Source organism: Parasphingopyxis sp. (assembly GCF_052168295.1).
Classification (GTDB): domain Bacteria; phylum Pseudomonadota; class Alphaproteobacteria; order Sphingomonadales; family Sphingomonadaceae; genus Parasphingopyxis.
Genome location: NZ_JBQLZN010000039.1, coordinates 36,814 through 59,417, shown reverse-complemented (window position 1 = coordinate 59,417; position 22,604 = coordinate 36,814). Strand labels below are relative to the sequence as shown.

General features: G+C 62.4%; 24 protein-coding genes. 13 read left to right on the top strand and 11 right to left on the bottom strand.

What is annotated here, in order from left to right:
* Window positions 1–96: 96 nt before the first annotated feature.
* The 3 genes from ACTS1Z_RS06900 to fabD are packed head-to-tail and all read right to left on the bottom strand — an operon-like array spanning window position 97 to window position 2,320.
* Window positions 97–642: a hypothetical protein gene (locus ACTS1Z_RS06900; protein ID WP_442623710.1), complete on the bottom strand. Its 546-nt coding sequence runs from the start codon at window positions 640–642 to the stop codon at window positions 97–99.
* The gene (gene fabG, locus ACTS1Z_RS06895) at window positions 639–1,376 is read right to left on the bottom strand and encodes a 3-oxoacyl-ACP reductase FabG (RefSeq protein ID WP_442623709.1); all 738 of its coding nucleotides are present in this window, start codon (window positions 1,374–1,376) and stop codon (window positions 639–641) included. Before fabG ends, ACTS1Z_RS06900 begins: the two co-directional genes overlap by 4 nt.
* A gap of 8 nt (window positions 1,377–1,384) precedes the next feature.
* Complete coding sequence (fabD, locus tag ACTS1Z_RS06890) at window positions 1,385–2,320, bottom strand: ACP S-malonyltransferase (protein WP_442623708.1); 936 nt, start codon at window positions 2,318–2,320, stop codon at window positions 1,385–1,387.
* A gap of 92 nt (window positions 2,321–2,412) precedes the next feature.
* Here fabD and ACTS1Z_RS06885 point away from each other — a divergent pair, with 92 nt between their 5' ends.
* The 6 genes from ACTS1Z_RS06885 (at window position 2,413) to ACTS1Z_RS06860 (ending at window position 7,727) form a co-directional block, all read left to right on the top strand.
* Window positions 2,413–3,813, top strand: a complete 1,401-nt coding sequence (locus ACTS1Z_RS06885; protein ID WP_442623707.1) for a phosphotransferase family protein — start codon at window positions 2,413–2,415, stop codon at window positions 3,811–3,813.
* Window positions 3,810–5,072, top strand: a complete 1,263-nt coding sequence (locus tag ACTS1Z_RS06880; protein WP_442623706.1) for an acyl-CoA dehydrogenase family protein — start codon at window positions 3,810–3,812, stop codon at window positions 5,070–5,072. Before ACTS1Z_RS06885 ends, ACTS1Z_RS06880 begins: the two co-directional genes overlap by 4 nt.
* 136 nt (window positions 5,073–5,208) lie before the next feature.
* Entirely contained in the window at window positions 5,209–5,538 is a 330-nt protein-coding gene (locus ACTS1Z_RS06875) for a hypothetical protein (protein ID WP_442623705.1), read from the top strand.
* 188 nt (window positions 5,539–5,726) lie between these two features.
* Complete coding sequence (locus tag ACTS1Z_RS06870) at window positions 5,727–6,569, top strand: class I SAM-dependent methyltransferase (RefSeq protein WP_442623704.1); 843 nt, start codon at window positions 5,727–5,729, stop codon at window positions 6,567–6,569.
* Between the two features lie 87 nt (window positions 6,570–6,656).
* Window positions 6,657–7,028, top strand: coding sequence for a VOC family protein (locus ACTS1Z_RS06865; RefSeq protein ID WP_442623703.1), 372 nt, complete (start codon window positions 6,657–6,659; stop codon window positions 7,026–7,028).
* A gap of 3 nt (window positions 7,029–7,031) precedes the next feature.
* The gene (locus ACTS1Z_RS06860; RefSeq protein WP_442623702.1) at window positions 7,032–7,727 is read left to right on the top strand and encodes a helix-turn-helix transcriptional regulator; all 696 of its coding nucleotides are present in this window, start codon (window positions 7,032–7,034) and stop codon (window positions 7,725–7,727) included.
* A gap of 18 nt (window positions 7,728–7,745) precedes the next feature.
* Here the strand turns inward: ACTS1Z_RS06860 and ACTS1Z_RS06855 are convergent, their stop codons facing one another.
* Window positions 7,746–7,907 (bottom strand): DUF1328 family protein, encoded by a 162-nt coding sequence (locus ACTS1Z_RS06855; RefSeq protein ID WP_442623701.1) that lies wholly within the window; start codon window positions 7,905–7,907, stop codon window positions 7,746–7,748.
* A 220-nt stretch (window positions 7,908–8,127) separates the two neighbouring features.
* On the opposite strand from ACTS1Z_RS06855, the gene ACTS1Z_RS06850 reads away from it, so the two are divergent.
* A complete protein-coding gene (locus ACTS1Z_RS06850; RefSeq protein ID WP_442623700.1) occupies window positions 8,128–8,580 on the top strand; it encodes a hemerythrin domain-containing protein in 453 nt (150 codons plus the stop codon).
* Here ACTS1Z_RS06850 and ACTS1Z_RS06845 read toward each other — a convergent pair.
* Window positions 8,577–9,317: a Crp/Fnr family transcriptional regulator gene (locus tag ACTS1Z_RS06845; protein ID WP_442623699.1), complete on the bottom strand. Its 741-nt coding sequence runs from the start codon at window positions 9,315–9,317 to the stop codon at window positions 8,577–8,579. The genes ACTS1Z_RS06850 and ACTS1Z_RS06845 overlap by 4 nt on opposite strands.
* A gap of 104 nt (window positions 9,318–9,421) precedes the next feature.
* Here ACTS1Z_RS06845 and ACTS1Z_RS06840 point away from each other — a divergent pair, with 104 nt between their 5' ends.
* Window positions 9,422–10,444 carry an NAD(P)H-binding protein gene (locus tag ACTS1Z_RS06840; protein WP_442623760.1) on the top strand — a complete coding sequence of 341 codons (1,023 nt, stop codon included), beginning with the start codon at window positions 9,422–9,424 and terminating at the stop codon, window positions 10,442–10,444.
* A gap of 6 nt (window positions 10,445–10,450) precedes the next feature.
* Here ACTS1Z_RS06840 and ACTS1Z_RS06835 read toward each other — a convergent pair whose 3' ends face one another.
* Both ACTS1Z_RS06835 and ACTS1Z_RS06830 read right to left on the bottom strand, forming a co-directional pair.
* Window positions 10,451–11,938: a tryptophan 7-halogenase gene (locus tag ACTS1Z_RS06835; protein WP_442623698.1), complete on the bottom strand. Its 1,488-nt coding sequence runs from the start codon at window positions 11,936–11,938 to the stop codon at window positions 10,451–10,453.
* Window positions 11,935–13,449 carry a tryptophan halogenase family protein gene (locus ACTS1Z_RS06830; RefSeq protein WP_442623697.1) on the bottom strand — a complete coding sequence of 505 codons (1,515 nt, stop codon included), beginning with the start codon at window positions 13,447–13,449 and terminating at the stop codon, window positions 11,935–11,937. Before ACTS1Z_RS06830 ends, ACTS1Z_RS06835 begins: the two co-directional genes overlap by 4 nt.
* A 211-nt stretch (window positions 13,450–13,660) precedes the next feature.
* Between ACTS1Z_RS06830 and ACTS1Z_RS06825 the strand changes: the two genes are divergently transcribed.
* The 4 genes from ACTS1Z_RS06825 to ACTS1Z_RS06810 all read left to right on the top strand — a co-directional run bounded on the left by ACTS1Z_RS06825 (window position 13,661) and on the right by ACTS1Z_RS06810 (window position 17,832).
* Entirely contained in the window at window positions 13,661–14,314 is a 654-nt protein-coding gene (locus ACTS1Z_RS06825; protein WP_442623696.1) for a hypothetical protein, read from the top strand.
* Window positions 14,315–14,420: 106 nt separating this feature from the next.
* Complete coding sequence (locus ACTS1Z_RS06820; protein ID WP_442623695.1) at window positions 14,421–15,641, top strand: glycine C-acetyltransferase; 1,221 nt, start codon at window positions 14,421–14,423, stop codon at window positions 15,639–15,641.
* On the top strand, window positions 15,638–16,666 hold the full coding sequence (tdh, locus tag ACTS1Z_RS06815; protein ID WP_442623694.1) for an L-threonine 3-dehydrogenase: 1,029 nt from the start codon (window positions 15,638–15,640) through the stop codon (window positions 16,664–16,666). The genes ACTS1Z_RS06820 and tdh overlap by 4 nt, the downstream gene beginning before the upstream one ends.
* Before the next feature lie 11 nt (window positions 16,667–16,677).
* Complete coding sequence (locus tag ACTS1Z_RS06810) at window positions 16,678–17,832, top strand: JmjC domain-containing protein (RefSeq protein WP_442623693.1); 1,155 nt, start codon at window positions 16,678–16,680, stop codon at window positions 17,830–17,832.
* Window positions 17,833–17,835: 3 nt separating this feature from the next.
* On the opposite strand, the gene ACTS1Z_RS06805 is transcribed toward ACTS1Z_RS06810, so the two are convergent.
* From ACTS1Z_RS06805 to ACTS1Z_RS06790, 4 genes are all read right to left on the bottom strand, one after another.
* Window positions 17,836–19,011 carry an NAD(P)/FAD-dependent oxidoreductase gene (locus ACTS1Z_RS06805; protein ID WP_442623692.1) on the bottom strand — a complete coding sequence of 392 codons (1,176 nt, stop codon included), beginning with the start codon at window positions 19,009–19,011 and terminating at the stop codon, window positions 17,836–17,838.
* A complete protein-coding gene (locus ACTS1Z_RS06800) occupies window positions 19,004–19,552 on the bottom strand; it encodes a pseudouridine synthase (protein ID WP_442623691.1) in 549 nt (182 codons plus the stop codon). Before ACTS1Z_RS06800 ends, ACTS1Z_RS06805 begins: the two co-directional genes overlap by 8 nt.
* Before the next feature lie 39 nt (window positions 19,553–19,591).
* Window positions 19,592–20,434, bottom strand: coding sequence for a class II aldolase/adducin family protein (locus ACTS1Z_RS06795; RefSeq protein WP_442623690.1), 843 nt, complete (start codon window positions 20,432–20,434; stop codon window positions 19,592–19,594).
* 110 nt (window positions 20,435–20,544) lie between these two features.
* Entirely contained in the window at window positions 20,545–21,897 is a 1,353-nt protein-coding gene (locus ACTS1Z_RS06790) for a cation:proton antiporter (protein WP_442623689.1), read from the bottom strand.
* 330 nt (window positions 21,898–22,227) lie between these two features.
* Between ACTS1Z_RS06790 and rpsF the strand changes: the two genes are divergently transcribed.
* The gene (gene rpsF, locus ACTS1Z_RS06785; RefSeq protein WP_442623688.1) at window positions 22,228–22,587 is read left to right on the top strand and encodes a 30S ribosomal protein S6; all 360 of its coding nucleotides are present in this window, start codon (window positions 22,228–22,230) and stop codon (window positions 22,585–22,587) included.
* Window positions 22,588–22,604: the final 17 nt, after the last annotated feature.

Below are 22,604 nucleotides of genomic sequence, written 5' to 3'. Positions count from 1 at the left end.
AGCCCGTTCATCTTCAGTCAAGCTGTTACATCGGAATTGCGGTTTCGCCGTTCAAGAGCGCCGGAATCCGACCGCGCGGTGCGCTTCGCCGGCCGCTCAGCTTTCAGCAAATTGCTCCGCCGCCACCTCGGCCATCGCCCGGAACATCATATACTGCCCGATCAGCTCGTAGAACTGCCCAGGGTTAGGTTGGCCGCTAACCGCCTCTTCTATAACGGAAATATGCCGATCAACCATGGATTCGATGACCGCATCGGACATATCGCGCGATCGGATCGCATCGAGAAACACCGCATCGCCCAACACCGCGTCCTCGATCTTCGAGACGTCGATATTGCTCGCGGTAAGGATTTCGGACGTTCCGCTTTGCCCGGCTATGCTCAGTGTAAACATCGTCGCCAGTTCGCCCTGTTCGGCGGACCAGCCATGGCGCCTGACGCAATCGGCGAGAGTGCGCACGAGCGGCGCGGCGCGAGAATCTCCCGGATCGCCCTGTTCGACAACATGATCGACGACACCGACGAGTTCGGTATCGCTCATGCCCTCGATCTGGCAGTTGAGCTCGTCGACATCCGCCGCCTGCAGCGGTGCGGAGACGGCGAACGTGGCTACGGCGAAGAGAAAGGCGCGTTTCACGATCATAGCATCGCCATTCCGCCGTTCACATGCAAGGTTTCGCCGGTGATATAGGCCGCCTCGTCCGAAGCCAGATAGACCACGGCCGCGGCGATATCCTCGCCTTCGCCCAGTTTTCCGGCCGGAATCCGCGTCATCAAGGCTTCCTTCTGCGCCTCGGGCAGTTCGTCCGTCATCGCCGAGCGGATAAAGCCCGGCGCCACGCAGTTCACCGTAATCCCGCGGCTGGCGACTTCCTGCGCCAAGGCCTTCGACATGCCGACGAGTCCCGCTTTCGACGCCGCATAGTTGGCCTGGCCCGGATTGCCGGTGGCCCCGACCACCGAAGTGATCGAAATGATCCGCCCGCCCTTGGCCCGCATCATCGGCCGGAGCGACGCGCGCGCCAGCCGGAACGCGGCTTCGAGGTTCACGCGGATCACCTGATCCCATTCCTCGTCCTTCATCCGCATCGCGAGATTGTCCCGCGTAACCCCGGCATTGTTGACGAGGATGTCGAGCTGCCCGAGCGCCTCGACGGCCGACGGGACCAGCGCATCGACGGCCTCCGCGTCGGACAGGTTGCACGGCAAGATCACGGTTTCGCCCGAAATCTCGCCAGCAACAGCCTTGAGCGCGTCTTCCCGCGTGCCGGACAGCGCGACCTTCGCACCCTGCGCCGCCAGTGCCTTTGCGATCGCCGACCCGATGCCGCCCGAAGCGCCGGTCACCAGCGCGGTTTTGTCTGAAAGATCGAACATGGTTGCTCCTACAAGTCTTTCGCCAATGCCTCGATATCGTCCATCGAGACGACGCTTTTCTGGTCCGCCTGGGGCGCGATACGCTTCACCATCGGCGCGACGACCTTGCCGCCGAATTCGACGAACATGTCCACGCCCTCGTCCGCCATCGCCGCGATGCTCTCGCGCCAGCGGACCATCGCCGTCACCTGCTCCACGAGCAGGCCGCGGATCGCCTCATGCTCGCCGACGGCCGTCGCCGTAACGTTCGCGTACAGCATTGCCGAGAGCGGATGGATTTCGACCTCGCTGAGCGCCTCTTCCATGGCGTCCGCCGCCGGTTTCATCAGCGGGCAATGGAACGGCGCCGACACAGCGAGCGGCATGGCGCGGCGCGCGCCCTTCTCCTTGCCCAGTTCGCAGGCCCGGTCGACCGCGGCCGCATGGCCGGAGATCACGATCTGTCCCGGCGCATTGTCGTTGGCGATCACGCAAACTTGGCCCTCGGCAGCCTCCTCGACGATTTCCGACACCGGATCGAAATCGAGACCGAGAAACACGGCCATCGCCCCCTCGCCTACCGGGACCGCCGCCTGCATCGCCTGACCGCGGCGTTTCAGCAGCCGCGCCGTCGTCGCCAGGTCGAAGCCGCCTGCCGCGCAGAGCGCCGTATATTCACCGAGGCTGTGCCCCGCCACGAAATCCGCGGTGTCGGCAAGCGACACCCCGCCCTCCTTTTCGAACACGCGCAGCGTGGCGATGGCGTTCGCCATGATTGCCGGCTGCGCGTTTTCGGTCAGCGTCAGTTCGTCCTCGGGGCCCTCGCGCATCAGCCGCGAAAGATTTTGCTCGAGCGCCTCGTCGACCTCCTCGAAAGTTTCGCGCGCGACGGGGCTCGCTTCGGCCAGCGCCGTGCCCATGCCGACGGCCTGGCTACCCTGCCCCGGAAAGATGAATGCCCGCATGTCGAACCCCTGTTGTTGCGGTTTCCGACTAGGCAGCGCGGCATCGCGATGCAAGCGTTGAAGGGCGCTGCGGTTGCCGCTAGCGTCAACCCATGTCCGACGCCGATTTCCAGACCGAGCTCGCCGCCTTCTGCCGCCGCGTGCTTGGCGAGGATGCGGAGATCATAGGGCTGCGGCGGCTGACGGGCGGCGCAAATATGGAGAGCTGGGGCTTCGATTATGGCGCGCACGAACTGGTGCTGCGGCGTGCACCCGGCAGCGGCGAGCGCAGCGAAGAGCTGGCGCGCATATCGATGGAGAGTGAGGCGCGGCTGATCGCGCTCGCCTGCGACCACGACATCACGGCCCCACCGATGCTCGGCATTCTCGAACCGGAAGACGGCCTCGGCCAGGGCTATCTGATGACAAGGATCGCCGGCGAAACGCTGCCGCACAAGATTTTGGGCAATCCCGATTTCGCCGATGCGGAAACGGCACTGACCGGCCAATGCGCGCGCGAGCTCGCCAAAATCCATGCGATATCTCTGGATGTACTGCCCGATGACATTCCGCGCGAAGATGCAGCGACTTTGCTCGAGGGCCTTGGCCAGCGCTATCGCGAGTCCGGCGCGAAGATTCCGCTGTTCGACTATACGCTGCGCTGGCTTGCCGATCATCTGCCCGAACCCGCCGAACCGCGCCTGCTGCACGGCGATTTCCGCATGGGCAATCTGATGATCGATGCGGGCGGCATTGCCGCCATCCTCGACTGGGAACTGGCCCATATCGGCGATCCGGCGCAGGATCTCGCCTATATCTGCACGCCGAGCTGGCGTTTCACGCGGCACGACCGGCCGGTCGGCGGCTTTGGCGATATCGACGCGTTTCTCGATGCCTATGCCAAGGCCAGCGGCACCGCCGTCGATCGCCCGCGTTTCGATTTCTGGCTCATCTATTCGACGCTGTGGTGGGGCGTCTGTTGCCTCGGCATGACGCAAATCTGGCGCTCGGGCGCCGACCGGACGCTCGAGCGGATCGTGATCGGGCGACGCGTCAGCGAAGTCGAAGTCGACCTGCTGCTGCTCTTCGACCCGATACTGGGCGAAAGCGCGGCGCGAAACATCGACTGGCAAATGCCCGAGCGGCCGGACCATGACGGCGAGACGCATGCCGGCGAGCTGCTCGAAGCGCTGATCGGCTGGGACAGCGATGACGTAATCCCAAACGCCAAGGGCCGCGACCTCTTCCAGGCGCGCGTTGCGAAGAATGCAATGGGCATGCTGCAGCGAGAGACCGAGCTCGGCCCGATCTTTGCGGGTCGCCAGACCGACCGGCTCGATACGCTCGGTCTCGCGGAGAAGGAACTCCGCATGGGGCTCGCCGACGGCAGCCTCTCCCCCGCCGACCCTGCCTTGCTCGATCATCTGCGCCTGACCGCGCTCGAACGCCTGTCGATCGACCAGCCCAAATATCCCGGCCTCGCCGCCGCAATTTCAAAATGGAGCCGCTCATGAGTTTCGAAATTCCGCAGGAGATCGAGGACTATCTCGCCGAACTGGATGCGTTCATCGAGGCCGAGATCAAGCCGCTCGAACAGCAGGACGACAATATCCGCTTTTTCGACCATCGCCGCGAACATGCGCGGACCGACTGGGACAATGACGGCCTGCCGAACGAGGACTGGGAGGCATTGCTCCGTGAGATGCGCCGCCGCGCCGACGCCGCCGGCCATTACCGGTTCGCTCTGCCGAAGGAATTCGGCGGCAAGAACGGGTCCAACCTCGCCATGGCACGCATCCGCGAGCATCTCGCCGCCAAGGGACTCGGCCTGCACAACGATCTGCAGAATGAAAGCTCGATCGTCGGCAATCTCGTCCAGCCGCTCATGGTCCGCGATTTCGGCACCGAGGAGCAGAGACGCGAATTCATTCCGGCCATGCTCGAAGGCAAGATGATCTGGACGTTCGGGCTTACGGAAGAGGATCACGGGTCGGACGCGACCTGGATGGATACCCGGGCCGTAAAGGAAACGCGCGATGGGAAACCTGGCTGGCTGATCAACGGCAACAAGATGTGGACGACCGGCAGTCATGTCGCGACGCATTGCATGGTCTTCGCGCGGCATTCCGGCGAGGACGGCGATGCGCGCGGCATCGGCTGTTTCCTCGTGCCCTATGATGCGGAAGGCGTCGAGATCGGCGAGTATCTGTGGACCTTCAACATGCCGACCGATCATCCCAAGGTGAAATTCACGGACGTCTGGATCCCGGAAGATGCGGTGCTCGGCGATCCCGATCTCGGCCTCGCCTGCGCCCAGCATTTCGTCCACGAAAACCGGATCAGACAGGCCGCCAGCTCGCTGGGCGCCGCGCAATATTGCATCGACGAAGCGGTCAAATATGCCCGCGAGCGCAAGCCGTTCGGCAAACCGCTATCGGCGAACCAGGCGATCCAGTTCCCGCTCGTCGAGCTCCACACCGAGGCCGCAATGCTTCGTCAGCTCATCTACAGCGTCGCGGCGGCGATGGACACGATGCCCAAGCCAGAGGTCGCCAAACGGCTCTCCGACAAGGTCAGCATGTGCAACTATCGCGCGAACCGGCTTGTATGCGACGCGGCGGACCGCGCGATGCAGGTTCATGGCGGCATCGGCTATTCGCGCCACAAGCCGTTCGAGCATATCTATCGCCATCACCGGCGCTACCGGATCACAGAGGGCGCGGAGGAGATCCAGATGCGCAAGATCGGCGGACATCTGTTCGGTTACATCTAGAGAAAATCGGCTGCCGTCGTCGGGCGCCGCACATCGGAGCGCCAAAATGGACATGTTTCGTAAACCACATATCTAATCCTGCCCTTAACTGCACCCGTTGCAAGGGAAGTAGGTAGTTCGAGGAACCGGGGGGTTTATGAGACTCGAATCTGAAATCTACTTTGAGAGGGTTCCCGTCGAACGCCGGGACGAAGCGCGATCCGGTATCGACGTTCTCGCTCGGGCGCATCTCTTCGAGCGGCGCCCGCTGACCGTAAGCATCCGGGATTTGACGAGCGGTGGATTCCTGATGGAAACATCGATCGACGTACCGATCGATACGCCGCTCTATCTACAATTGCCTGGGTTGCAGATGGCGGCGGCGCGCGTGATCTGGAGCAACAACCATTATACCGGCTGCCAGTTCACGACGCCGCTCAGCGTCTCAGAACTCGGATGGATCGAGGATTCCGCCTGGCGGATCTGAACCCATTGGCAGATGAGGATGGCGATGCGCTTGGTATCGGCTGTTTTCCCGTCCCCTTCGATGCGGAAGGCCCGGAAGAGATCCGGATGCGCAAGATTGGCGGCCATCTGTTCGGCTATATCTAGTGTCGTTACCATGCAGACCGATAGTGCTTGGGTTCCGGCCCGGCCATCAGGGGAGCTTGGATCATGACACTGATGACGGACTTTATCGGCGGACGATCTCCGCCTGAGCTTTACGAGACGTATCTGTCACCCGGCGTGTTCGCGCCGTTTGCCGACGATCTGCTGGCACGCCAGCCACCGACGGGCGACTGTCTCGACATTGCTTGCGGAACGGGTGTGGTATCCCGAAAGCTTGCTCGTCATGACGCAGTCGAACGCGTATCCGCCATCGACGTCGCCGCGCCAATGATCGCGCATGCCACCACGCTCGCGACAGCCGAAGGCCTGGCCGACCGGATCGAGTACAACGTCGCAAGCGCGCTCGACCTGCCCTTTTGCGACGACCGGTTCGACACTGCCTATTGCCAGCAAGGCATCCAGTTCTTCCCGGATCGCGTTCAGGCGCTGCGCGAGGTGCGGCGTGTTCTCAGGCCCGGCGGCCGGTTAGGCGCGGCGGTCTGGACGGCTGCTTCCGATGGCAATCCCGTATTCGCCGCATTTGAAGCGATACTCGCGCGCCGCTTCGGAGACGATCTGGCACCACTCGGGCCATTCGCATTCGGTAGCCGGCGTGCATTGCAATCGATCTTCGAGGAGTCCGGATTGGCGCTGCAATCGCTGGAGCGCCACGAAGCGGATGCCAAGCTGCCGGGCGTCGCCTCCTTCGTCCTGTTCGATCTGATGTTTGTCGGCCGCCCCGGCGCGGACGGCGAGCTTCAACCGATAATCGCGCCTGACGACCCATCCGCCGACGGCGAGATCCGGGAGATAATCGCAGAAATGGAAAATGCGCTGCAGGCCTATGTTCAAAACGACGGGTCGCTACTCGCACCGATGACCGCGCATATCATGCTCGCGGAAGCCTGATATCGGGCAAACAACACTCCTGACACAAGGCTGTCAGGAGGGGTGTGCGATTGGAGCATCGGTCCCAACCCGATAAGGAGAGAACCGATGACCGACCAATATCCGAACCGTATCGTCTGGGCGGAAATTCCCGTGACCGATCTCGATCGCGCGACCGCATTTTACGAAACCGTGCTTGGCGAGAAGCTGACCCGCGACGACACCGGGCCCAATCCGATGGCGATGTTGCCCTATCCGGGCGGCACCGGCGCCGCCGGGCATCTCTATCCGGGGACGCCGGCGAAAAAGGGCGAAGGCATCACCGCGCATCTCGCGGTCGACGCCGAGCTCGACGATGCGATGGCGCGCGTCGGCGAAGGCGGCGGCGAAATCGTTTCCGACGTGATCACCATCCCGGCGGGGTCGTTCTTCTACGCGATCGATACCGAGGGAAACTCTATCGGCGTGTTCAAGGTCTAGTGGATGCGACGCGCCGACCGCCTGTTCCAGATCGTACAGTATCTGCGCGGCGGTCGGCTCGTCACGGCGGCGATACTTGCCGAGCGGCTCGAAGTGTCCGAGCGTACCATCTATCGCGATATCGCCGATCTGCAGTCGACGGGCGTACCGATCGATGGCGAGGCGGGCGTCGGTTACGTAATGCGCGGCGGGTTCGACCTCCCTCCCCTCATGTTCACGCATGACGAGATCGTCGCTCTTGTCGCCGGCGCACGCGTAGTCCGGTCCTGGGGCGGCATAGCCATGGCGCGTGCCGCGGAAGAAGCGCTCGTCAAGATCGAGGCCGTGCTGCCTGAAGCAGAGCGGGCGCGCGTCAACGATGCAAAGATATTCGCGCCCTATATGGGCATCAGCGATTCCGTACGCGCGTTGATCGACCGGTGCGAAGCGGCAGTCGAAAAGCGCGAAGTGCTTACCTTCGACTATCGCGACGAACACGGCACACCGACGCGCCGCGACATTCAGCCGCTCGGGCTCTGGTTCTGGGGCAAGGTCTGGACGGTCATGGCCTGGTGCGAACTGCGCCAGGATTTCCGCATGTTCCGGCTCGACCGGATGTCAGACGTCGAAGCGGCCGGCCGCACCTATCGCCCCGCACCCGAGCGATCACTCGCCGAATGCCTGCGTCAGATCGAAGCCAAATATGGTCCGCAGCGCTAGGCCGCGATTATCCGCCGATCAAACAGGCGTTTTGCCGCGAATCAGGTGCAGCACCAGGAAAACGAGGAACAGGATACCCGCGCCATAGGCAAGGAACATCGCGAAGTCCGCGACCCCGCCAAGCCCGAGCAACGCGGCAATTACCGCAATCGCGAGGAAGATGAGTGCCCAACGTAGCATAATCTGTCTCCTTCTATGCCCCCAACGCGCAGCGCTCGAAAAAGGTCCGATGTTATCGCGTCGTCGGGCGCAACAGTGGGTCAGCGGAAATGGCGGGGCATTAGCTTTTGCTTATGCGAGCGAAGAAGCTGTCGGCTAGCTTTCGAAACATGGCGATCTGTCTGACGCGGGGTTTGCCGGCGTGGAACGGTCGACCATGTGTCGAGAGGAGTAGCCGATCATGGATATCGTCGACCGACTGAAGAGCGATCACCGTACGCTCAAAAATTTCCTGGAGGTCATGACCGATGACGGAACTTCGGCGGATGCACGCCGGCGATCGCTCCACCATTTCGAGAGCCTGTACTACGCGCACACGGTCGCCGAAGAGATGGTCGTCTATAACGCGCTCGACGGTAAGGGCGCGGACTGGGAGGATCTCAGCCATATCGGCCATACCGAGCATAAGGTCGCGACCACGATGATCGCCCGGCTGCTGAAAATGGACGACGCGCAGAGCGAAGAATGGCAGCATGAAGCCTATTTGCTGCGCGACATCGTCGATCATCATATCGATGCGGAAGAAGCGGAAATGATTCCGGAAGTCAGCGCCGTTTTCGGAGCGCCGGAACGGACCTCGATGGTCGGCCGCTACGATGATGCGAAGAAGCGGGCGCTGCTCGAACGCGGCTAGGCCGTCGACGGCGGGAACCAGCTCGAATCCACCGTCCGGTATCGATCCGTAAAGGACGAAATTTCGAGCAGATAGTCCTCGCGCACAATCTCGATGGTCCGCCCGGCGCGGCTGATCGCGCCGTCGTCCTGCTCCAGTTCGCGTAGCAATCGGTTCACATGAATTTTGTTCAGGCCGGTCGCGTCGCCGATATCGGCCTGCGTGAGCCGCATTTCGAAACTTGACAGGTCCGCATTCTGCGAGGCGCGCAACCGGCTGAGCACTTCCAAGATGAAACCGGCCAGCCGCCCCTTGCCGCCCGAGCTGCCCAGCACTTTCAAACGATCGGAGAGCGCGATGTTTTCGAGCATGCCGATCGCGTAGAAAAGTGCGGCGAGCCGCGGATGGTCGTCGAATATCTTGCCGAGCGCGCTTTTCGGGAAACGGCACAAGGTGGCGTCGCCTCCGGCGACCACACTCGAACTCGCCTCGTTGAACGCGATGCTCGCCGTACCCAATATGTCGCCCGGATAATGGAGCAGGAGGATCTGGCGGCCGCCATCGGCAAGATCGTTGCTCGAATGTAGCCAGCCGTCCTGGACGACGTAGAGCGTATCGGCATCGTCGCCTTCCGAGATTATCGTCGTGCCGCTGGAATAGCTTTTCGGCGAGCGCTCCAGAACGGCCAAGGCTGTCTTTTCGGCGTCAGTCAGCGGCAGATAGTTTTCGAGCTTATGGACAAGGCAGGATTCGACCATTTTCCCCTCTCGCTCCGTTTTGCCTGACAATTGCTCCAACTGCGATCGGAACTATGCCCTTGCGGCGAACGGTTTAATCTGATCGCACAATCGACGGCAGCACGATAGTAGAAGTTTCCGGGGCGCGTATACGGGAGGACAGCATAGCCGGACGCAGAATATTTCTTCTGGGCGCGACAGGTACTATCGGTCGAGCCACGGCGCATGCACTAGCGGGCCGAGGGCACGAGCTGACGGCGTTCGTGAGACGCGAGCATGCCGAGGCGCCGCCAGCCGCCATTGCCGAACTGAAGTCATGCACGCAGCTGCGATATGGCGATGTCGGCGATCCGGAATCACTGGAGAAGGACGGCTTTCGCGGCGAGCATTTCGATGCGGTACTATCCTGCATGGCATCGCGCACCGGGGCACCGAAAGACGCCTGGGCCATCGACCATGCGGCGCATATGAATACACTGGCCGCGGCGAAGAAAGTGGGCGTTTCGCACTTCATCCTGCTCTCCGCGATGTGCGTTCAGAAGCCGCTACTCGCCTTTCAACGGGCAAAACTCGCTTTTGAAAATGCGCTCATCGAGTCCGGCCTCACCTATTCCATCGTCCGGCCTACGGCCTTCTTCAAATCCCTGTCCGGCCAAGTCGCGCGTGTGCAAAACGGCAAGCCATTTCTGCTCTTCGGCGACGGCGAACTGACCGCCTGCAAGCCGATCAGCGATGGCGACCTCGCCGCCTATCTTGCCGACTGTATCGATGACTCGGAGCTGCAGAACCGGGTCTTGCCGATCGGCGGTCCCGGCGAGGCGATAACGCCGCGACAACAGGGCGAGCATCTCTTCGCGCTGCTGGGCCGGGAAACTCGCTTCCGACATGTGCCGGTCAAAATGCTCGATGCCATTGCGGGAACGCTGGGCCTGATCGGCAAGCTCGTCCCTGCCGCGGCGGAGAAGGCCGAACTGGCGCGTATCGGCCGCTATTATGCCACCGAGTCGATGCTGCTGCTCGATCCGGAAACCGGACGATACGACGCCGACGCCACGCCCTCCACGGGCACGGAGACCCTTTTCGACTTCTACGCTGAGCTGATCGCCGGCGAAACATCGGTCGACCGTGGCGATCATGCCGTGTTTTGACTAGCGCTATGCGAGGCCAGCTTTGGCAAGATAGGCGCTGCGGTCCGGCATGGCGGCGATCTCATGTGTAAACGTGTCGGTCATCTGTTTGAGCAGCGGTGCGATACGGCGCATATCCATGGCGTCGACCCGCGGGTCGTAACGTTGGGGCACGATGCCGAAAGCAATCATCATGTCGATCCAGCTCTGACGATCGAAAAGCTCGCCGTCGAACGTCACGAAGCGTCCGCGGCTGCGGAATTGTTCGAGCCGGATCGCCAGACTCTCCGGTGGTTCGACCGGCCGAATACCCGACCATGGCGCATCGTTTCGTCCGTTGAGCAGGAACGGTACGGCGATAAAATCGCGCAACTGTTGGGCGGCACCCCGTTGCGCATAATTGAACGCGGTCGCTTCGACCGTCATCTCGCGCCTCGCCGGAATGTAGCGAACGAGGTGGAGCGCCTGTTCGTGCAACAACCGCATGTCCGCCGAAAGATACGGCCCAAACACGGCCGATGCGGGCCCCAGCCGCGCGATATTTCCCGTCCAGGGTGTATGCGAATAGAAGGCGGAGAAAGGCGCCGACGGGTCGCCGGAATTCACCAGCTTCCGCTCCGCGCTCTCCGCTATCGTTTCCGACGAGAAGAGCAGTTCGGAGTAGACCGTGTCGCGAACCGGAGTCTCGAACAGCAGCCCGCCTGCCAGTGCGTGCGCGCTGGCATGGCCTGCTACCGACTGCGCCTGGGCATCCCCGCGCACGATGCGATCGAAAGCGACGATATCGGATAGCGACCGTCCGCCCGCGTCAAAGCTTTCCGGAAGGAGCTCCATGAGAGTGCCCGATACATCGACAAACAAATCGGCGGAAATTTCTTCCCCGCTATCCAAAATGACTTTACCGATATGCCCCGCGCCCGCATCGGTCGATACGCGGACCGGCCGACCGCGCACTACCCTCGCCCTGTCTGCCGGGACCCTGTCTTTCAGCATCGCTGCATAGGCCGCGCGTCCGCACTGCACCGTCGGTCCCAGCATGGCGCGCGGCGAGTCGGCATCGTCAGCCGGATCGGCAAATTTCCCGGCCTCCGCCGCGCGGGCCGCGAAGCGGAAGGGCTGCAACAGATAGTCCAACCGGTCCGCATCCTCGTACATGCACGCCGCGCGCAGCATAACATGGTGAAGCGCGACGCCGTTGATCGCCGGCAATGTGCCGGAGGGCGCGAGGAAGAAGCGGCTGCCCTCGCCCCGCCAGTCGCGCAGCTCGACGCCGAGCCCGAATATGCCGTTGCAGTTTTTCGCCAGATCGTGCGGCGTCAGGCCGATCGCCTCGTGAAACCGGCTCTGCCAAGGCAACACAAGCCCCGCATGATCGACGGTATCGCCCTCTTCCTCGATCAGGATCAGTTCGATCCGATCGGGCAGGTTTTGTGCCAATATGCTCGCCACGGGCCACAGCGCATGGCGGCGGCCGAACACGGCAATCGATGCGAGCGGTTTTTCCTGGTCCGTCATGCGGACACCGGCCCCGCGCCTTCATATCGCGCGCCGTAACCGTCGAGAAAATCCGAATGCCCACTGGTCCGCTGCACGCGATCGGCAATATCCGCGTGGATCCGTTCGAGCGCGGCGCTGCGCGCGCCGTCATCCATAATGTCGGCGCGCGGATCGCAGGTTTCCGGCAGGATATTCTGGCCGATGAACACCGACAGCCAGCTCGGCGGCTGAAAAAGCCCGCTTTCATATTCAGGCACGATTCCACGCCGCCGGAAGGCCTCGATCTTCTCCGCCAGGCTGTCCGGCCAGTCCATCTCGCGCATATCGCGCCAGAGCGGCGTGTCGCGTTCGGTCGCGACATAGTGCAGCATCAGGAAATCACGAATACGCGCGAACTCCAGGTCCATCAGCCGGTTATACTCGGCAACGTCGCTTTGGGCGCAATCGCGTTCGGGCCAGAGTTCGATCAGGTTGGTGATGCCGCTCTGGATCAGATCGATACTCGTCGATTCGAGCGGTTCGAGAAACCCGCCGGACAGGCCGATCGCGACGCAGTTCCGGTTCCACAGCTTTCGTCGCTTCCCGGTCTTGAAGAAAAGCTGCTTGGGATCGGCCAGCGGCTCGCCTTCCAGCGTCGTCATCAGCTGGTCGACGGCCTCCTGATCGCTGATGTACCGATCGCAATAGACATGGCCGTTGCCTACCCGATGCTGGAGCGGAATACGCCACTGCCAGCCGCCATCGCGCGCCGTCGCCCGCGTGTAAGGGCCGACGGTATCCTCGGTCTTGCACGGCACGGCATAGGCGCGGTTGCACGGCAGATAGTCGCTCCAATCCTCATAGCCTGTGGCCATTTCCTGCTCGATGAGCAGACCGCGAAAGCCCGAACAGTCGACGAAGAGATCGCCTGCGATTTTCACGCCGGATTCCAAGGTGACAGCTTCGATGAAGCCGCTTTCGCCATTCGATCGAACGGAGACCACCTTCCCTTCCACGCGCTGGGCGCCGCGCTTCTGCGCGTAATCCGCGAGGAACGCGCCATAGAGGCTCGCATCGAACTGAAACGCATAGGAGAAGGCAGCCAGCGCGGAATCCGGATTCTCTTCCGGCAGCGCGAACCTGTCGTTCCAGGCTGCAACGATCGGATAGCAATAGCTGCCGAACGGCTCGACTTGCCCGGCTTTCTGCTGCTTTACCCAATAATGATGGAAGTCCGCCGCGCCGATATCGTCGCCATGCGCGCCGAACGGATGGATGTAGCGGTCGCCCGGCCTGCTCCAGTCGCGAAACTCGATGCCGAGCTTTATCGTCGCGGCGGTGCGCGCCATCATCTCGGCCTCGTCTATGCCGAGCGCCTGATTGAAATAGCGGATATGCGGCAGCGTGGCCTCGCCGACCCCCACCGTCCCGATTTCGGCGGATTCTATCAGTGTTATGGAGACGCCTGTCGCGGCGAGGCGATGCGCCAGGGCAGCGGCCGTCATCCAGCCGGCCGTGCCGCCGCCTATAATGACGACGGAGCGCACCATCCGATCCGGCGCGCTATCCAACGCCGCACTCAGCGCGATTGCGAAACGCGAACCACGGTTCGTTTAGAAAGGCAGGAAGTCGCTGGTGCATGGACACCGGAACGCTAGTCTCTAATACCGTATCGATACAATCCCATTTCCCTCGGTCCGTAACCTTTTACTAGAGCGGAGCGAAGCTCGGCCATCATATCTCTCCAGCAGGGGCAATTTCATGGATACCACCACTCGTCGCGCTGCCGTCTTCGTTGCCGCAGCCCTGATCCTCAGCGTCGTCACCCAGATCGTCTATATGCTTGCGCTCGGCGGGCCGTCCGCGTCCGATCCCAGCGTCGGGGTCACCAATGCCGATCGCGCGGCCTATTTCACCGATCGCTGGGCCGAAATCGCGATGGTCTGGACCATCGAGCTGGCGCTTTTCACCGGCCTCGCCGCCGCCGCGTTCGTGGCCCTGGCGCGCGGCAATGCGCTGCCGACGACCTGGGCGGCACTCGCGCTGTCAGGCATCTTCAACGTGATCCAGCTTGGCATCGGGCTCACGATGTTCGCGCCAGCCGCAACCGCCGGCGAAGCGCTTTCCCCGCTGCTCACAACCGTTCTGGGCGGCGCCTTTTTCTTCTATTTCCTCGCCAAGGTTCTGATCGGGCTCGCCGGGATCGGCTTCGGACTAGCGCTGCTTGCGAAAGGCAGCACGGCGATAAAGGCTGTCGGCCTGCTGAGTATCCTGGTCGGTCTTGGCGCCGCGGCGATCAACATTCTCGCCATTCCGCAGGGCCTGGCGATGGTCTTCATGGCCGGCGCAGCGGGCACCGTGGCCGCACTGACGACGGGCATCGCGATCTGGCTGGCCGCGCGGACGCAGGACTAAGCGTTCCTTTGCGGGACATCCGGTAAATCTGGATCACCGTCTCGCCTGACGATGCAAAGCGCTGTAAAGCGGGCGCGAAAAGTTTGGCGAAGAGGAACCAGAATACATGTCTGCCGGATTTTACGCGCGGGTCGACGACACATTGCAGGATATCGCGGATCAGGGGCTGACCAAGCCCGAACGGATATTGGCATCGCACCAGAGCGCCGAGATCGAAGTGCAACAGGATGGAGAAACGCACTCCGTCCTCAATTTCTGTGCGAACAACTATCTCGGCCTCGCCGATCATCCCGCGCTGAAGGAGGCCGCCGCGGCGGCGATGGACAGCCGTGGTTACGGCATGGCATCCGTCCGCTTCATCTGCGGGACGCAAGACCTGCATCGCGAACTTGAACAGCGGATAGCCGCGTTCTTCGGCTATGATGACGCGATCACCTTCGCCGCCTGTTTCGACGCGAACGCCGCGGTGTTCGAACCGCTGCTCGGGTCCGAGGACGCGATCATCTCGGACAGCCTCAACCATGCCTCGATCATCGACGGGGTGCGGCTGTGCAAGGCCGCGCGCTATCGCTTCGCGAACAACGATATGGATGATCTGAAGAGCAAGCTCGAAGAGGCGCGGGGCAATGGCGCGCGCACGATTCTGATTGTCACGGACGGCGTATTCTCGATGGACGGCACGATCGCAAATCTCCCCGCCATTTGCGATCTCGCCGAGAGGTATGATGCGCTGACGATGATCGACGATTGCCATGCAAGCGGTTTTCTCGGGGCGAATGGCCGCGGTTCGGCCGAATATCGCGGCGTCGAAGGCCGGATCGATATATTGACGGGCACGCTCGGCAAGGCACTGGGCGGCGGCATGGGCGGTTTTATCTGCGCGCGGCAGAATGTCATCGACCTGCTCAAACAGCGCGCCCGGCCCTATCTCTTCTCCAACGCCATCGCCCCGCCCCTTGTCGCCGCCTCGATCAAGGTGTTCGATCTCGTCGAGCAGGGCGACGATCTGCGCGCAAAACTCATCCATAATTCGCAACGGTTCCGGGCCGGCATGGAGGCGGCCGGATTCACCCTGCTGCCCGGCGAACATCCGATCATCCCGGTTATGCTAGGCGATGCGAAACTCGCGCAGGATATGGCCGCGCGGCTGCTCGAAGAAGGTATTTACGTGATCGGTTTCTCCTTCCCCGTCGTACCCAAGGGCGAGGCGCGTATACGGACGCAGATGTCGGCCGCGCACAGCGACGAGCAGATCGACCGGGCTATCGCTGCCTTCACCAAGGTCGGGCAGGAACTCGGCCTTGTGCCGGAAGGAGCCGCCGCATGAAATCCCTCGTCAAAGCGAAAAGCGAGCCCGGCCTCTGGATGGAAGACAGCCCGATGCCGACTACCGGGCCGAACGACCTGCTGATCCGCGTGAAGAAGACCGCGATCTGCGGCACCGACATGCACATCTATAACTGGGACGATTGGGCGCAGCGGACCATTCCCGTTCCGATGATCGTTGGCCATGAATTTATGGGCGAGATCGTCGAAATGGGCTCCGAAGTGCGCGGCTTTGCCATCGGCGACCGGGTATCTGCGGAAGGCCATATCACCTGCGGCCATTGCCGGAATTGCCGGGCCGGAAACCGGCATCTGTGCCGCAATACCGAGGGGATCGGCGTCAACCGCACGGGCGCGTTCGCCGAATATATCTCCGTCCCCGCCTTCAACGCCTACAAGCTGCCCGACGAGGTGACGGACGATATCGCCGCGCTGTTCGATCCGTTCGGCAACGCCGTGCACACGGCGCTGGCGCAGGACATGGTCGGCGAGGATGTGCTGATCACGGGTGCCGGTCCGATCGGCGCGATGGCTGCTGCGGTCTCGAAGCATGTCGGGGCGCAGAATGTCGTGGTGACGGACGTCAACGATTACCGGCTCGATCTCGCCAAAACGCTGGGTGCCACGCGGACCGTGAACGTCGCGAACGAGGATCTGCGCGACGTGATGGCCGATCTCGGCATGACCGAAGGCTTCGATGTCGGGCTCGAAATGTCGGGCGCGCCATCGGGGTTCGAGCAGATGCTGGACGTGATGAACCATGGCGGACGGATCGCGCTGCTCGGGCTGCTGCCGGAGGGCACCGGCATCAACTGGGATCATGTGATCTTCAAGGGTCTCGAAATCCGCGGCATTTACGGGCGGCGGATGTTCGAGACCTGGTACAAGATGAGCGCTATGATCAAAAGCGGCCTCAATATCGATCCGATCATCACCCACCGGATGGGCGCAGAGGAATTCGAGACCGGGTTCGAAACGATCAATACGGGCAAGTCCGGCAAGGTCATTCTGGACTGGGCGGCCTGACCCGGCGGCTCATGCAGCTTCGCGATTTCGACAGCGATAGCTTTCTGCGCGATCATTGGCAGAAGGCGCCCGCGCTGATCCGCAATCCCTGGACCGCTTGGGAGAATCCACTCGCTCCCGAGGAACTGGCGGGGCTGGCCTGCGAAGAAGAAATCGAGGCGCGGCTGGTCGTGCACGCGGACGGCGACTGGTCCGTCGAGCATGGCCCATTGCCCGAAGCACGGTTCGATACGCTGGGCGAAGCTCCATGGACGCTGCTCGTGCAGGCCGTCGATCATCATGTGCCGGACGTGGCGGCGCTGATCGCACCGTTTCGCTTTGTGCCCAATTGGCGCATCGACGATGTTATGGTCAGCTATGCGAGCGACGGCGGCGGTGTCGGGCCGCATTTCGATCAATATGACGTCTTTCTGATCCAGGGCCTCGGCCAGAGGCGCTGGCAGATCGGGCAGCCATGCGACGACACGAGTGCGCTGCGCCCGCACGACGAGCTCCGCCTGCTCGCGGATTTCGAGACGACGGACGAATGGGTGCTGGAGCCCGGCGATATGCTCTATATACCGCCCGGCATCGCGCATGACGGCTTGGCCGTCGGCGACGATTGCATGACCTATTCGATCGGCTTCCGCGCACCGTCGCGCAGCGAGCTGATCGCGCATTGGGTCGAGGACCGACTAACCGACATGTCCGACGATGAACGCTATGCCGACCCGGACCTGGCCGCGCAGGACAATCCGGGTGAGATTTCCGCCGCGGCCATCGATAGGCTGCACGCCATGGTCGCTGAAACACTGGCCGATCGCGATGCCTTCGCCCGCTGGTTCGGCGAATATAGTTCGGCGCCCAAATATTCCGAGGTCAGTTGGCAACCTGACAAACCGGTCGGTGCCGAAACCGTCCGCGCGAAGATCGCGGAGGGCATCGCGCTGCTTCGCAATCCCGCGAGCCGCTTTTCGTTCGTCCGAAACGATGCAGACTCCCTGTTGCTGTTCGTCGATGGCGAAAGCTTCGAATGTGCGGATGAAAGGATCTCATTTGCAGAGGGGCTTAGCGCGCACGATCAGGTCATTCTGGATGCGAAGGCCGGCAAATCGGACGACCTGGTCGCGCTGGTTGCCGAACTCGTTAGCCGGGGCAGCGTCGCCTTCGATCCCGACGCTCGATAGGCGTCATAGCGCCTGCGCTGCCGCCCATCCGCTGGCCCAGGCCCATTGGAAATTATAGCCGCCTAGCCAGCCGGTGACGTCGACGGCTTCGCCGATTGCGTAGAGCCCCGGCACGCGCTTTGCCTCCATCGTTTTCGACGACAGCTCCGCGGTACTGATCCCGCCGATCGTGACCTCGGCCTTGGCGAAACCTTCCGTTCCGTTGGGGCGAAAGCGCCAGTCGGCGAGCCGCGCCTCGGCCGCCGACAGGATTTTGTCCGGCAGGTTGCCGATATCGCCGTCCACATCCAGCCGCTCCGCCAGCGTCGTCGCCAGCCGATCGGGAAGCGCGTCGCGCAGCAAGCCGCGCACCGTGCCCGACGGATGACTGCGCTTCGCCTCGGACAGCCAGCCCTGCTCCCGCTCCGGTAAGAAGTCGATCCCGATCTCCTCGCCATGCCGCCAATAGGAAGAGATCTGCAGGATGGCCGGGCCCGACAGGCCGCGATGAGTGAAAAGCGCCGCTTCGCGAAACGCGGTCTTGTCGCACCGCGCTTCGACATCGGCAGCAACGCCTGAGAGCTCACGGAACAGCACATCATCGCCGCCCAGTGTCAACGGAACGAGCGCGGGGCGCGGTTCGACGACTTTCAGCCCGAACTGCCGCGCCAGATCATAGGCGAAACCCGTCGCGCCCATCTTGGGGATGGAAGGCCCGCCAGTTGCGATCACGATCGCCGGAGCGTCCACGGCCCGGTCGCCTGTTGTTACACGGAATCGGCCATCGGCATGACCGACATCGGCAATATCCTGACCCAGCGCCAGCTCTACTCCGCCCTTCGCAGCCTCGTCGCGCAGCATCGCGACGATCTGCTTTGCCGAGCCATCGCAGAACAGCTGCCCAAGCGTCTTTTCGTGCCAGGCGATGCCGTGGCGTTCGACGAGGTCGATGAAATCCTGCGCCGTATACCGGCTGAGCGCCGATTTCGCGAAATGCGGATTGGCCGAGAGATAGCGATCGGGCGCGGTATGGATGTTCGTGAAATTGCAGCGCCCGCCGCCCGAAATCAGGATTTTCTTGCCCGGCGCCTCGGCGCGCTCGATGAGCAGCACGCGCCGCCCGCGCTGCCCGGCCAGCGCCGCACAGAACATGCCCGCCGCGCCTGCACCGAGGACGATCGCGTCATAGGTATCAGCCATCCGCGTCGCGCCATTCGCCTGGCGGAATGCCGTCCACGGTCCAGTCGCCGACGCGCCACCGCACGAGCCGCAGCGTCGGGAAACCCACCGCCGCCGTCATCCGCCGTACCTGTCGGTTGCGGCCCTCGCGGATCGTGAGCCTGAGCCAGCTATCGGGCACTGTCTTGCGCACGCGGATCGGCGGATCGCGGGGCCAGAGATCGGGCTCGGCGATACGCTCAGCCTCAGCCGGGCGGGTCACGCCGTCCTTCAGACGCACACCCTTCTGCAACCGTTCAAGGCTCGCCTCGTCCGGCTCACCCTCGACCTGAACGAGATAGGTTTTCGCCATCTTGTGCTTCGGATCGGCGATGCGCGCCTGCAGTTTTCCGTCATCGGTCAGCAGCAACAGCCCCTCGCTGTCCCGGTCCAGCCTTCCCGCCGGATAGACGCGCGGTACGTCGACATAGTCGGACAGCGTCGCGCGGGCGGTTTCGGTCCCGCGGTCGGTGAACTGCGAGAGCACGCCATAGGGTTTGTTGAACAGGATCAGCCGCGCCATCGCAGCCCGACCGATATCGCGATACCGCCGGTCTTGGGCTTAATAGTCGAAACCCGGATTGGTACGGTTCAGTTTGCGCAGGAGCCCCGGCCAGATGAGATTGTCGCCGAGCCCCTTGGTGAAAGCAGGTGACGCCTGCTGGAACACGCGGTGCGCCATATCCTCGCTTTCCTCGTGCAGATGCTCGGCCCCGCCGATCGACTGTGCCAGGATCTGCGTCTTGCAGCTATTCTCCAGCAGATACATGCGCAGGAACGCGATCGGGCAATTCTCGCCGATCGTCAGCGTGCCATGGTTGCGCAGCATCAGCAGGTTCTTGTCGCCGATATCGGCGATGAGCCGCTCGCGTTCGTCGAGATCGAGCGCGATGCCCTCATAATCGTGATAGGCGAGATCGTCATAGACCTGCATCGAGAACTGGGTGTAGCGCCGCAGCCCGTCCTTCTGCACGGAGACGGCCACGCCATAGGGCGTATGGACGTGAATCACGCAGCCCGCATCTTCGCGCGCGCTGTGCACGGCGCTGTGAATGGTGAAACCGGCCGCGTTCACGAAATAGGGCGTTTCCTGCTTCGGATTGCCGTCGAGTCCGATCTTTACAAGCGAAGACGCTGTCATCTCGTCGAACATCACGCCATAGGGATTGATCAGGAAGCGCTCCTCGCCATCCTCGTCCGGCAGGCGGACCGAGATGTGCGTGAAGACGAGATCGGTCCAGCCATAGACCGCGCAGAGCCGATAGGTGGCCGCAAGGTCGCAGCGCAATTTCCATTCGATATCGGATACCTTGCCTTCGAGCCGATCGATTTCCGTCGGATCGGGGATGTTGAAGCCCTGTTCGACTTCCAAGGCGGTCGATGTTTCTTTCACTGCCGTGGCCATGGCTGATCTCCTCGTGATTTCCCCCAGTCTATAGCAGAACAGGCCGGATCGTCATGATAGTATTTTGCGCGCGACGCTGCCTGCGACCCAAATCTCACTCAGCACGGCGGCTATGATGCCTCTACGGCCTCGTCCGGATCGTCGGCCTTGTACGGATGGTCTGCCTCTTCCGCCTCTTCCAGCACGAAGTTGGCCGCGAAGCCGTGCAGGACGATGGAGAACAATATCGTCGCAGCGGCGATCCGCCACACGCTCTCTATACCGTCGAATTCCGCATGGTTTTGCGCGTACGCGATGTAGAACACGGTACCCATGCCCCGTATGCCGAAAAAGGCGACTTTCACGCGTTCCAGATTCTCGCAGGAATAGCCGAGCAGCGAGAGCATGCCGCTGGCCGGGCGGATCGCGAGGATCAAAAGGACGGCGAGCGCGATCTCGGCCCAGCTTATCCCGTCCAGCGCGCCAGAGCCGACGAACATGCCGAACCACAGCAGCAGCAAGGCAAGCAGGATCGCCTCGAGCTGATCGGCGCCATGATGCACATATTTTTCGTATGAGGCATCGTCCGTGCCCCGCGTATTGGCGCGGCCGGCGCGGGTTGCCGCGAACACGGCGAGGAAACCGTAGGCGTTGAAGCTTTCCGCAATACCATAGGACAACAAAGTCGAAGCGAGGATCACGATGATCGAATTCCAGGCGCCCTGCGTCGCATCGCCGAAGCGGCTGAATACGATCCGCGAGATCACATAGCCGCAGCCATAGCCGACGACCCAGCCCGCAATGACACGATAGAGGAAGTCGTAGCCGAACCACGACCATGCCCAGTCGGGCAAACCGGTACTGGCAAAGCCGAGCGTCGCCGCCGTGATCGCGAGGTAGACGAACGGGAAGGCAAGCCCGTCGTTCAAACCCGCCTCGGCCGTGAGCGCGACCTGCATCGGCGTTTCTTTCTTGCCCGGCGGGCCGACCTGTACGGCGCGCGCCAGCACCGGATCGGTTGGCGCCAGCACCGCGGCCAGCAGCATCGCGCTCGCCCAGGGCAGGCCGACAAGGTAGAAGGCTAGCAGAAACACCGCGACTATGGTCAGCGGCATCGATATGAGGAGCAGGCGGAACGACGCCTGCCAGTTTTTCCAGCTTTCCTTGGTATCGATGGCCAGCCCCGCCCCGGCGAGCGAAATGATGACGATCAGCTCGGATATATGTTCGATCAGTTTGGCCGAAAGGCCGCCGTCCAGCGGATTGAGCACCGGCAGGCCGATCAGCGCCAGCCCGGCACCGATAGCTACATAGATCAGCGGAATATTGGCGAATCTGTACTGGGTCAGTGCGGGACGCAGCGTCAGCCCGAGCAGCGCGAGGCCGATGATCGTATAGAAAATGTCGCGCGGATCGAGTTCGGGAAGAAAGGGAATGCCGCCCATCGGCCGGTACATGCGACGAACGGTCTGGATGTGCAACATGTATGCGCGGCCTGTCCTACACCGCTAACTCCATGATATCGTGGCGAAGGTCGTTATCACGCGATTGTCTCAGGAAGATCGCGATCGTGACCGTCATGTTTGCAAGAGAGGTGGTACAGGCGGGCCGCTTACCCCCGGCCCGTGTCAACCAGTGTCAACCGGATCGGGTTTCGCAAATGCAGCATGGCGGCTTGCCATCCGGGCGCAAAACCCCTAAATGGCGCGCTTCCGGGGTGAGACGCGGCGCGTCTTGCCCCTGATTTTTGAAGAAAGCCGGAGGGGCGTTCGCATGGTGCGGCGTCAGCGATCGGCCAGAAAGGTAAAAGAAGCATGGCTCTCTACGAGCATGTCTTCCTCGCGCGTCAGGACCTGGCCCAGGCCCAGGTGGACGGCCTTGCCGAGGAAGCAACCAAGATTATCGAAGCCAATGACGGCAAGGTCACGCGGACCGAGACCTGGGGTCTCAAGTCGCTCGCCTACCCGATCCAGAAGAATCGCAAGGCGCATTATGTGATGCTCCATGTCGATGCACCGGGCACTGTCGTCGAGGAACTCGAGCGCCAGACGCGCATCAACGAAGACGTCATCCGCTATATGACGATCCGCGTCGACGAGCATGAAGAAGGCCCGTCGGTGATGATGCGCAAGAATGAGCGCGATTCGAAGCGGCGCAGCCGCGACGACGACTAGACCGGCGACAAGGAGAC

Bases quoted from the DNA above. Each gene is read 5' to 3' on its own strand.
- ACTS1Z_RS06900 (WP_442623710.1), bottom strand. From the start codon at position 642: ATGATCGTGAAACGCGCCTTTCTCTTCGCCGTAGCCACGTTCGCCGTC.
- ACTS1Z_RS06875 (WP_442623705.1), top strand. From the start codon at position 5,209: ATGAGACTCGAATCTGAAATCTACTTTGAGAGGGTTCCCGTCGAACGC.
- ACTS1Z_RS06835 (WP_442623698.1), bottom strand. From the start codon at position 11,938: ATGACGGACCAGGAAAAACCGCTCGCATCGATTGCCGTGTTCGGCCGC.
- ACTS1Z_RS06790 (WP_442623689.1), bottom strand. From the start codon at position 21,897: ATGTTGCACATCCAGACCGTTCGTCGCATGTACCGGCCGATGGGCGGC.
- ACTS1Z_RS06825 (WP_442623696.1), top strand. From the start codon at position 13,661: ATGGATACCACCACTCGTCGCGCTGCCGTCTTCGTTGCCGCAGCCCTG.
- ACTS1Z_RS06805 (WP_442623692.1), bottom strand. From the start codon at position 19,011: ATGGCTGATACCTATGACGCGATCGTCCTCGGTGCAGGCGCGGCGGGC.
- ACTS1Z_RS06845 (WP_442623699.1), bottom strand. From the start codon at position 9,317: ATGGTCGAATCCTGCCTTGTCCATAAGCTCGAAAACTATCTGCCGCTG.
- ACTS1Z_RS06855 (WP_442623701.1), bottom strand. From the start codon at position 7,907: ATGCTACGTTGGGCACTCATCTTCCTCGCGATTGCGGTAATTGCCGCG.
- ACTS1Z_RS06885 (WP_442623707.1), top strand. From the start codon at position 2,413: ATGTCCGACGCCGATTTCCAGACCGAGCTCGCCGCCTTCTGCCGCCGC.
- rpsF (WP_442623688.1), top strand. From the start codon at position 22,228: ATGGCTCTCTACGAGCATGTCTTCCTCGCGCGTCAGGACCTGGCCCAG.
- fabG (WP_442623709.1), bottom strand. From the start codon at position 1,376: ATGTTCGATCTTTCAGACAAAACCGCGCTGGTGACCGGCGCTTCGGGC.
- ACTS1Z_RS06830 (WP_442623697.1), bottom strand. From the start codon at position 13,449: ATGGTGCGCTCCGTCGTCATTATAGGCGGCGGCACGGCCGGCTGGATG.
- ACTS1Z_RS06810 (WP_442623693.1), top strand. From the start codon at position 16,678: ATGCAGCTTCGCGATTTCGACAGCGATAGCTTTCTGCGCGATCATTGG.
- ACTS1Z_RS06800 (WP_442623691.1), bottom strand. From the start codon at position 19,552: ATGGCGCGGCTGATCCTGTTCAACAAACCCTATGGCGTGCTCTCGCAG.
- ACTS1Z_RS06820 (WP_442623695.1), top strand. From the start codon at position 14,421: ATGTCTGCCGGATTTTACGCGCGGGTCGACGACACATTGCAGGATATC.
- ACTS1Z_RS06870 (WP_442623704.1), top strand. From the start codon at position 5,727: ATGACACTGATGACGGACTTTATCGGCGGACGATCTCCGCCTGAGCTT.
- ACTS1Z_RS06880 (WP_442623706.1), top strand. From the start codon at position 3,810: ATGAGTTTCGAAATTCCGCAGGAGATCGAGGACTATCTCGCCGAACTG.
- ACTS1Z_RS06865 (WP_442623703.1), top strand. From the start codon at position 6,657: ATGACCGACCAATATCCGAACCGTATCGTCTGGGCGGAAATTCCCGTG.
- ACTS1Z_RS06795 (WP_442623690.1), bottom strand. From the start codon at position 20,434: ATGGCCACGGCAGTGAAAGAAACATCGACCGCCTTGGAAGTCGAACAG.
- ACTS1Z_RS06860 (WP_442623702.1), top strand. From the start codon at position 7,032: ATGCGACGCGCCGACCGCCTGTTCCAGATCGTACAGTATCTGCGCGGC.
- ACTS1Z_RS06850 (WP_442623700.1), top strand. From the start codon at position 8,128: ATGGATATCGTCGACCGACTGAAGAGCGATCACCGTACGCTCAAAAAT.
- tdh (WP_442623694.1), top strand. From the start codon at position 15,638: ATGAAATCCCTCGTCAAAGCGAAAAGCGAGCCCGGCCTCTGGATGGAA.
- fabD (WP_442623708.1), bottom strand. From the start codon at position 2,320: ATGCGGGCATTCATCTTTCCGGGGCAGGGTAGCCAGGCCGTCGGCATG.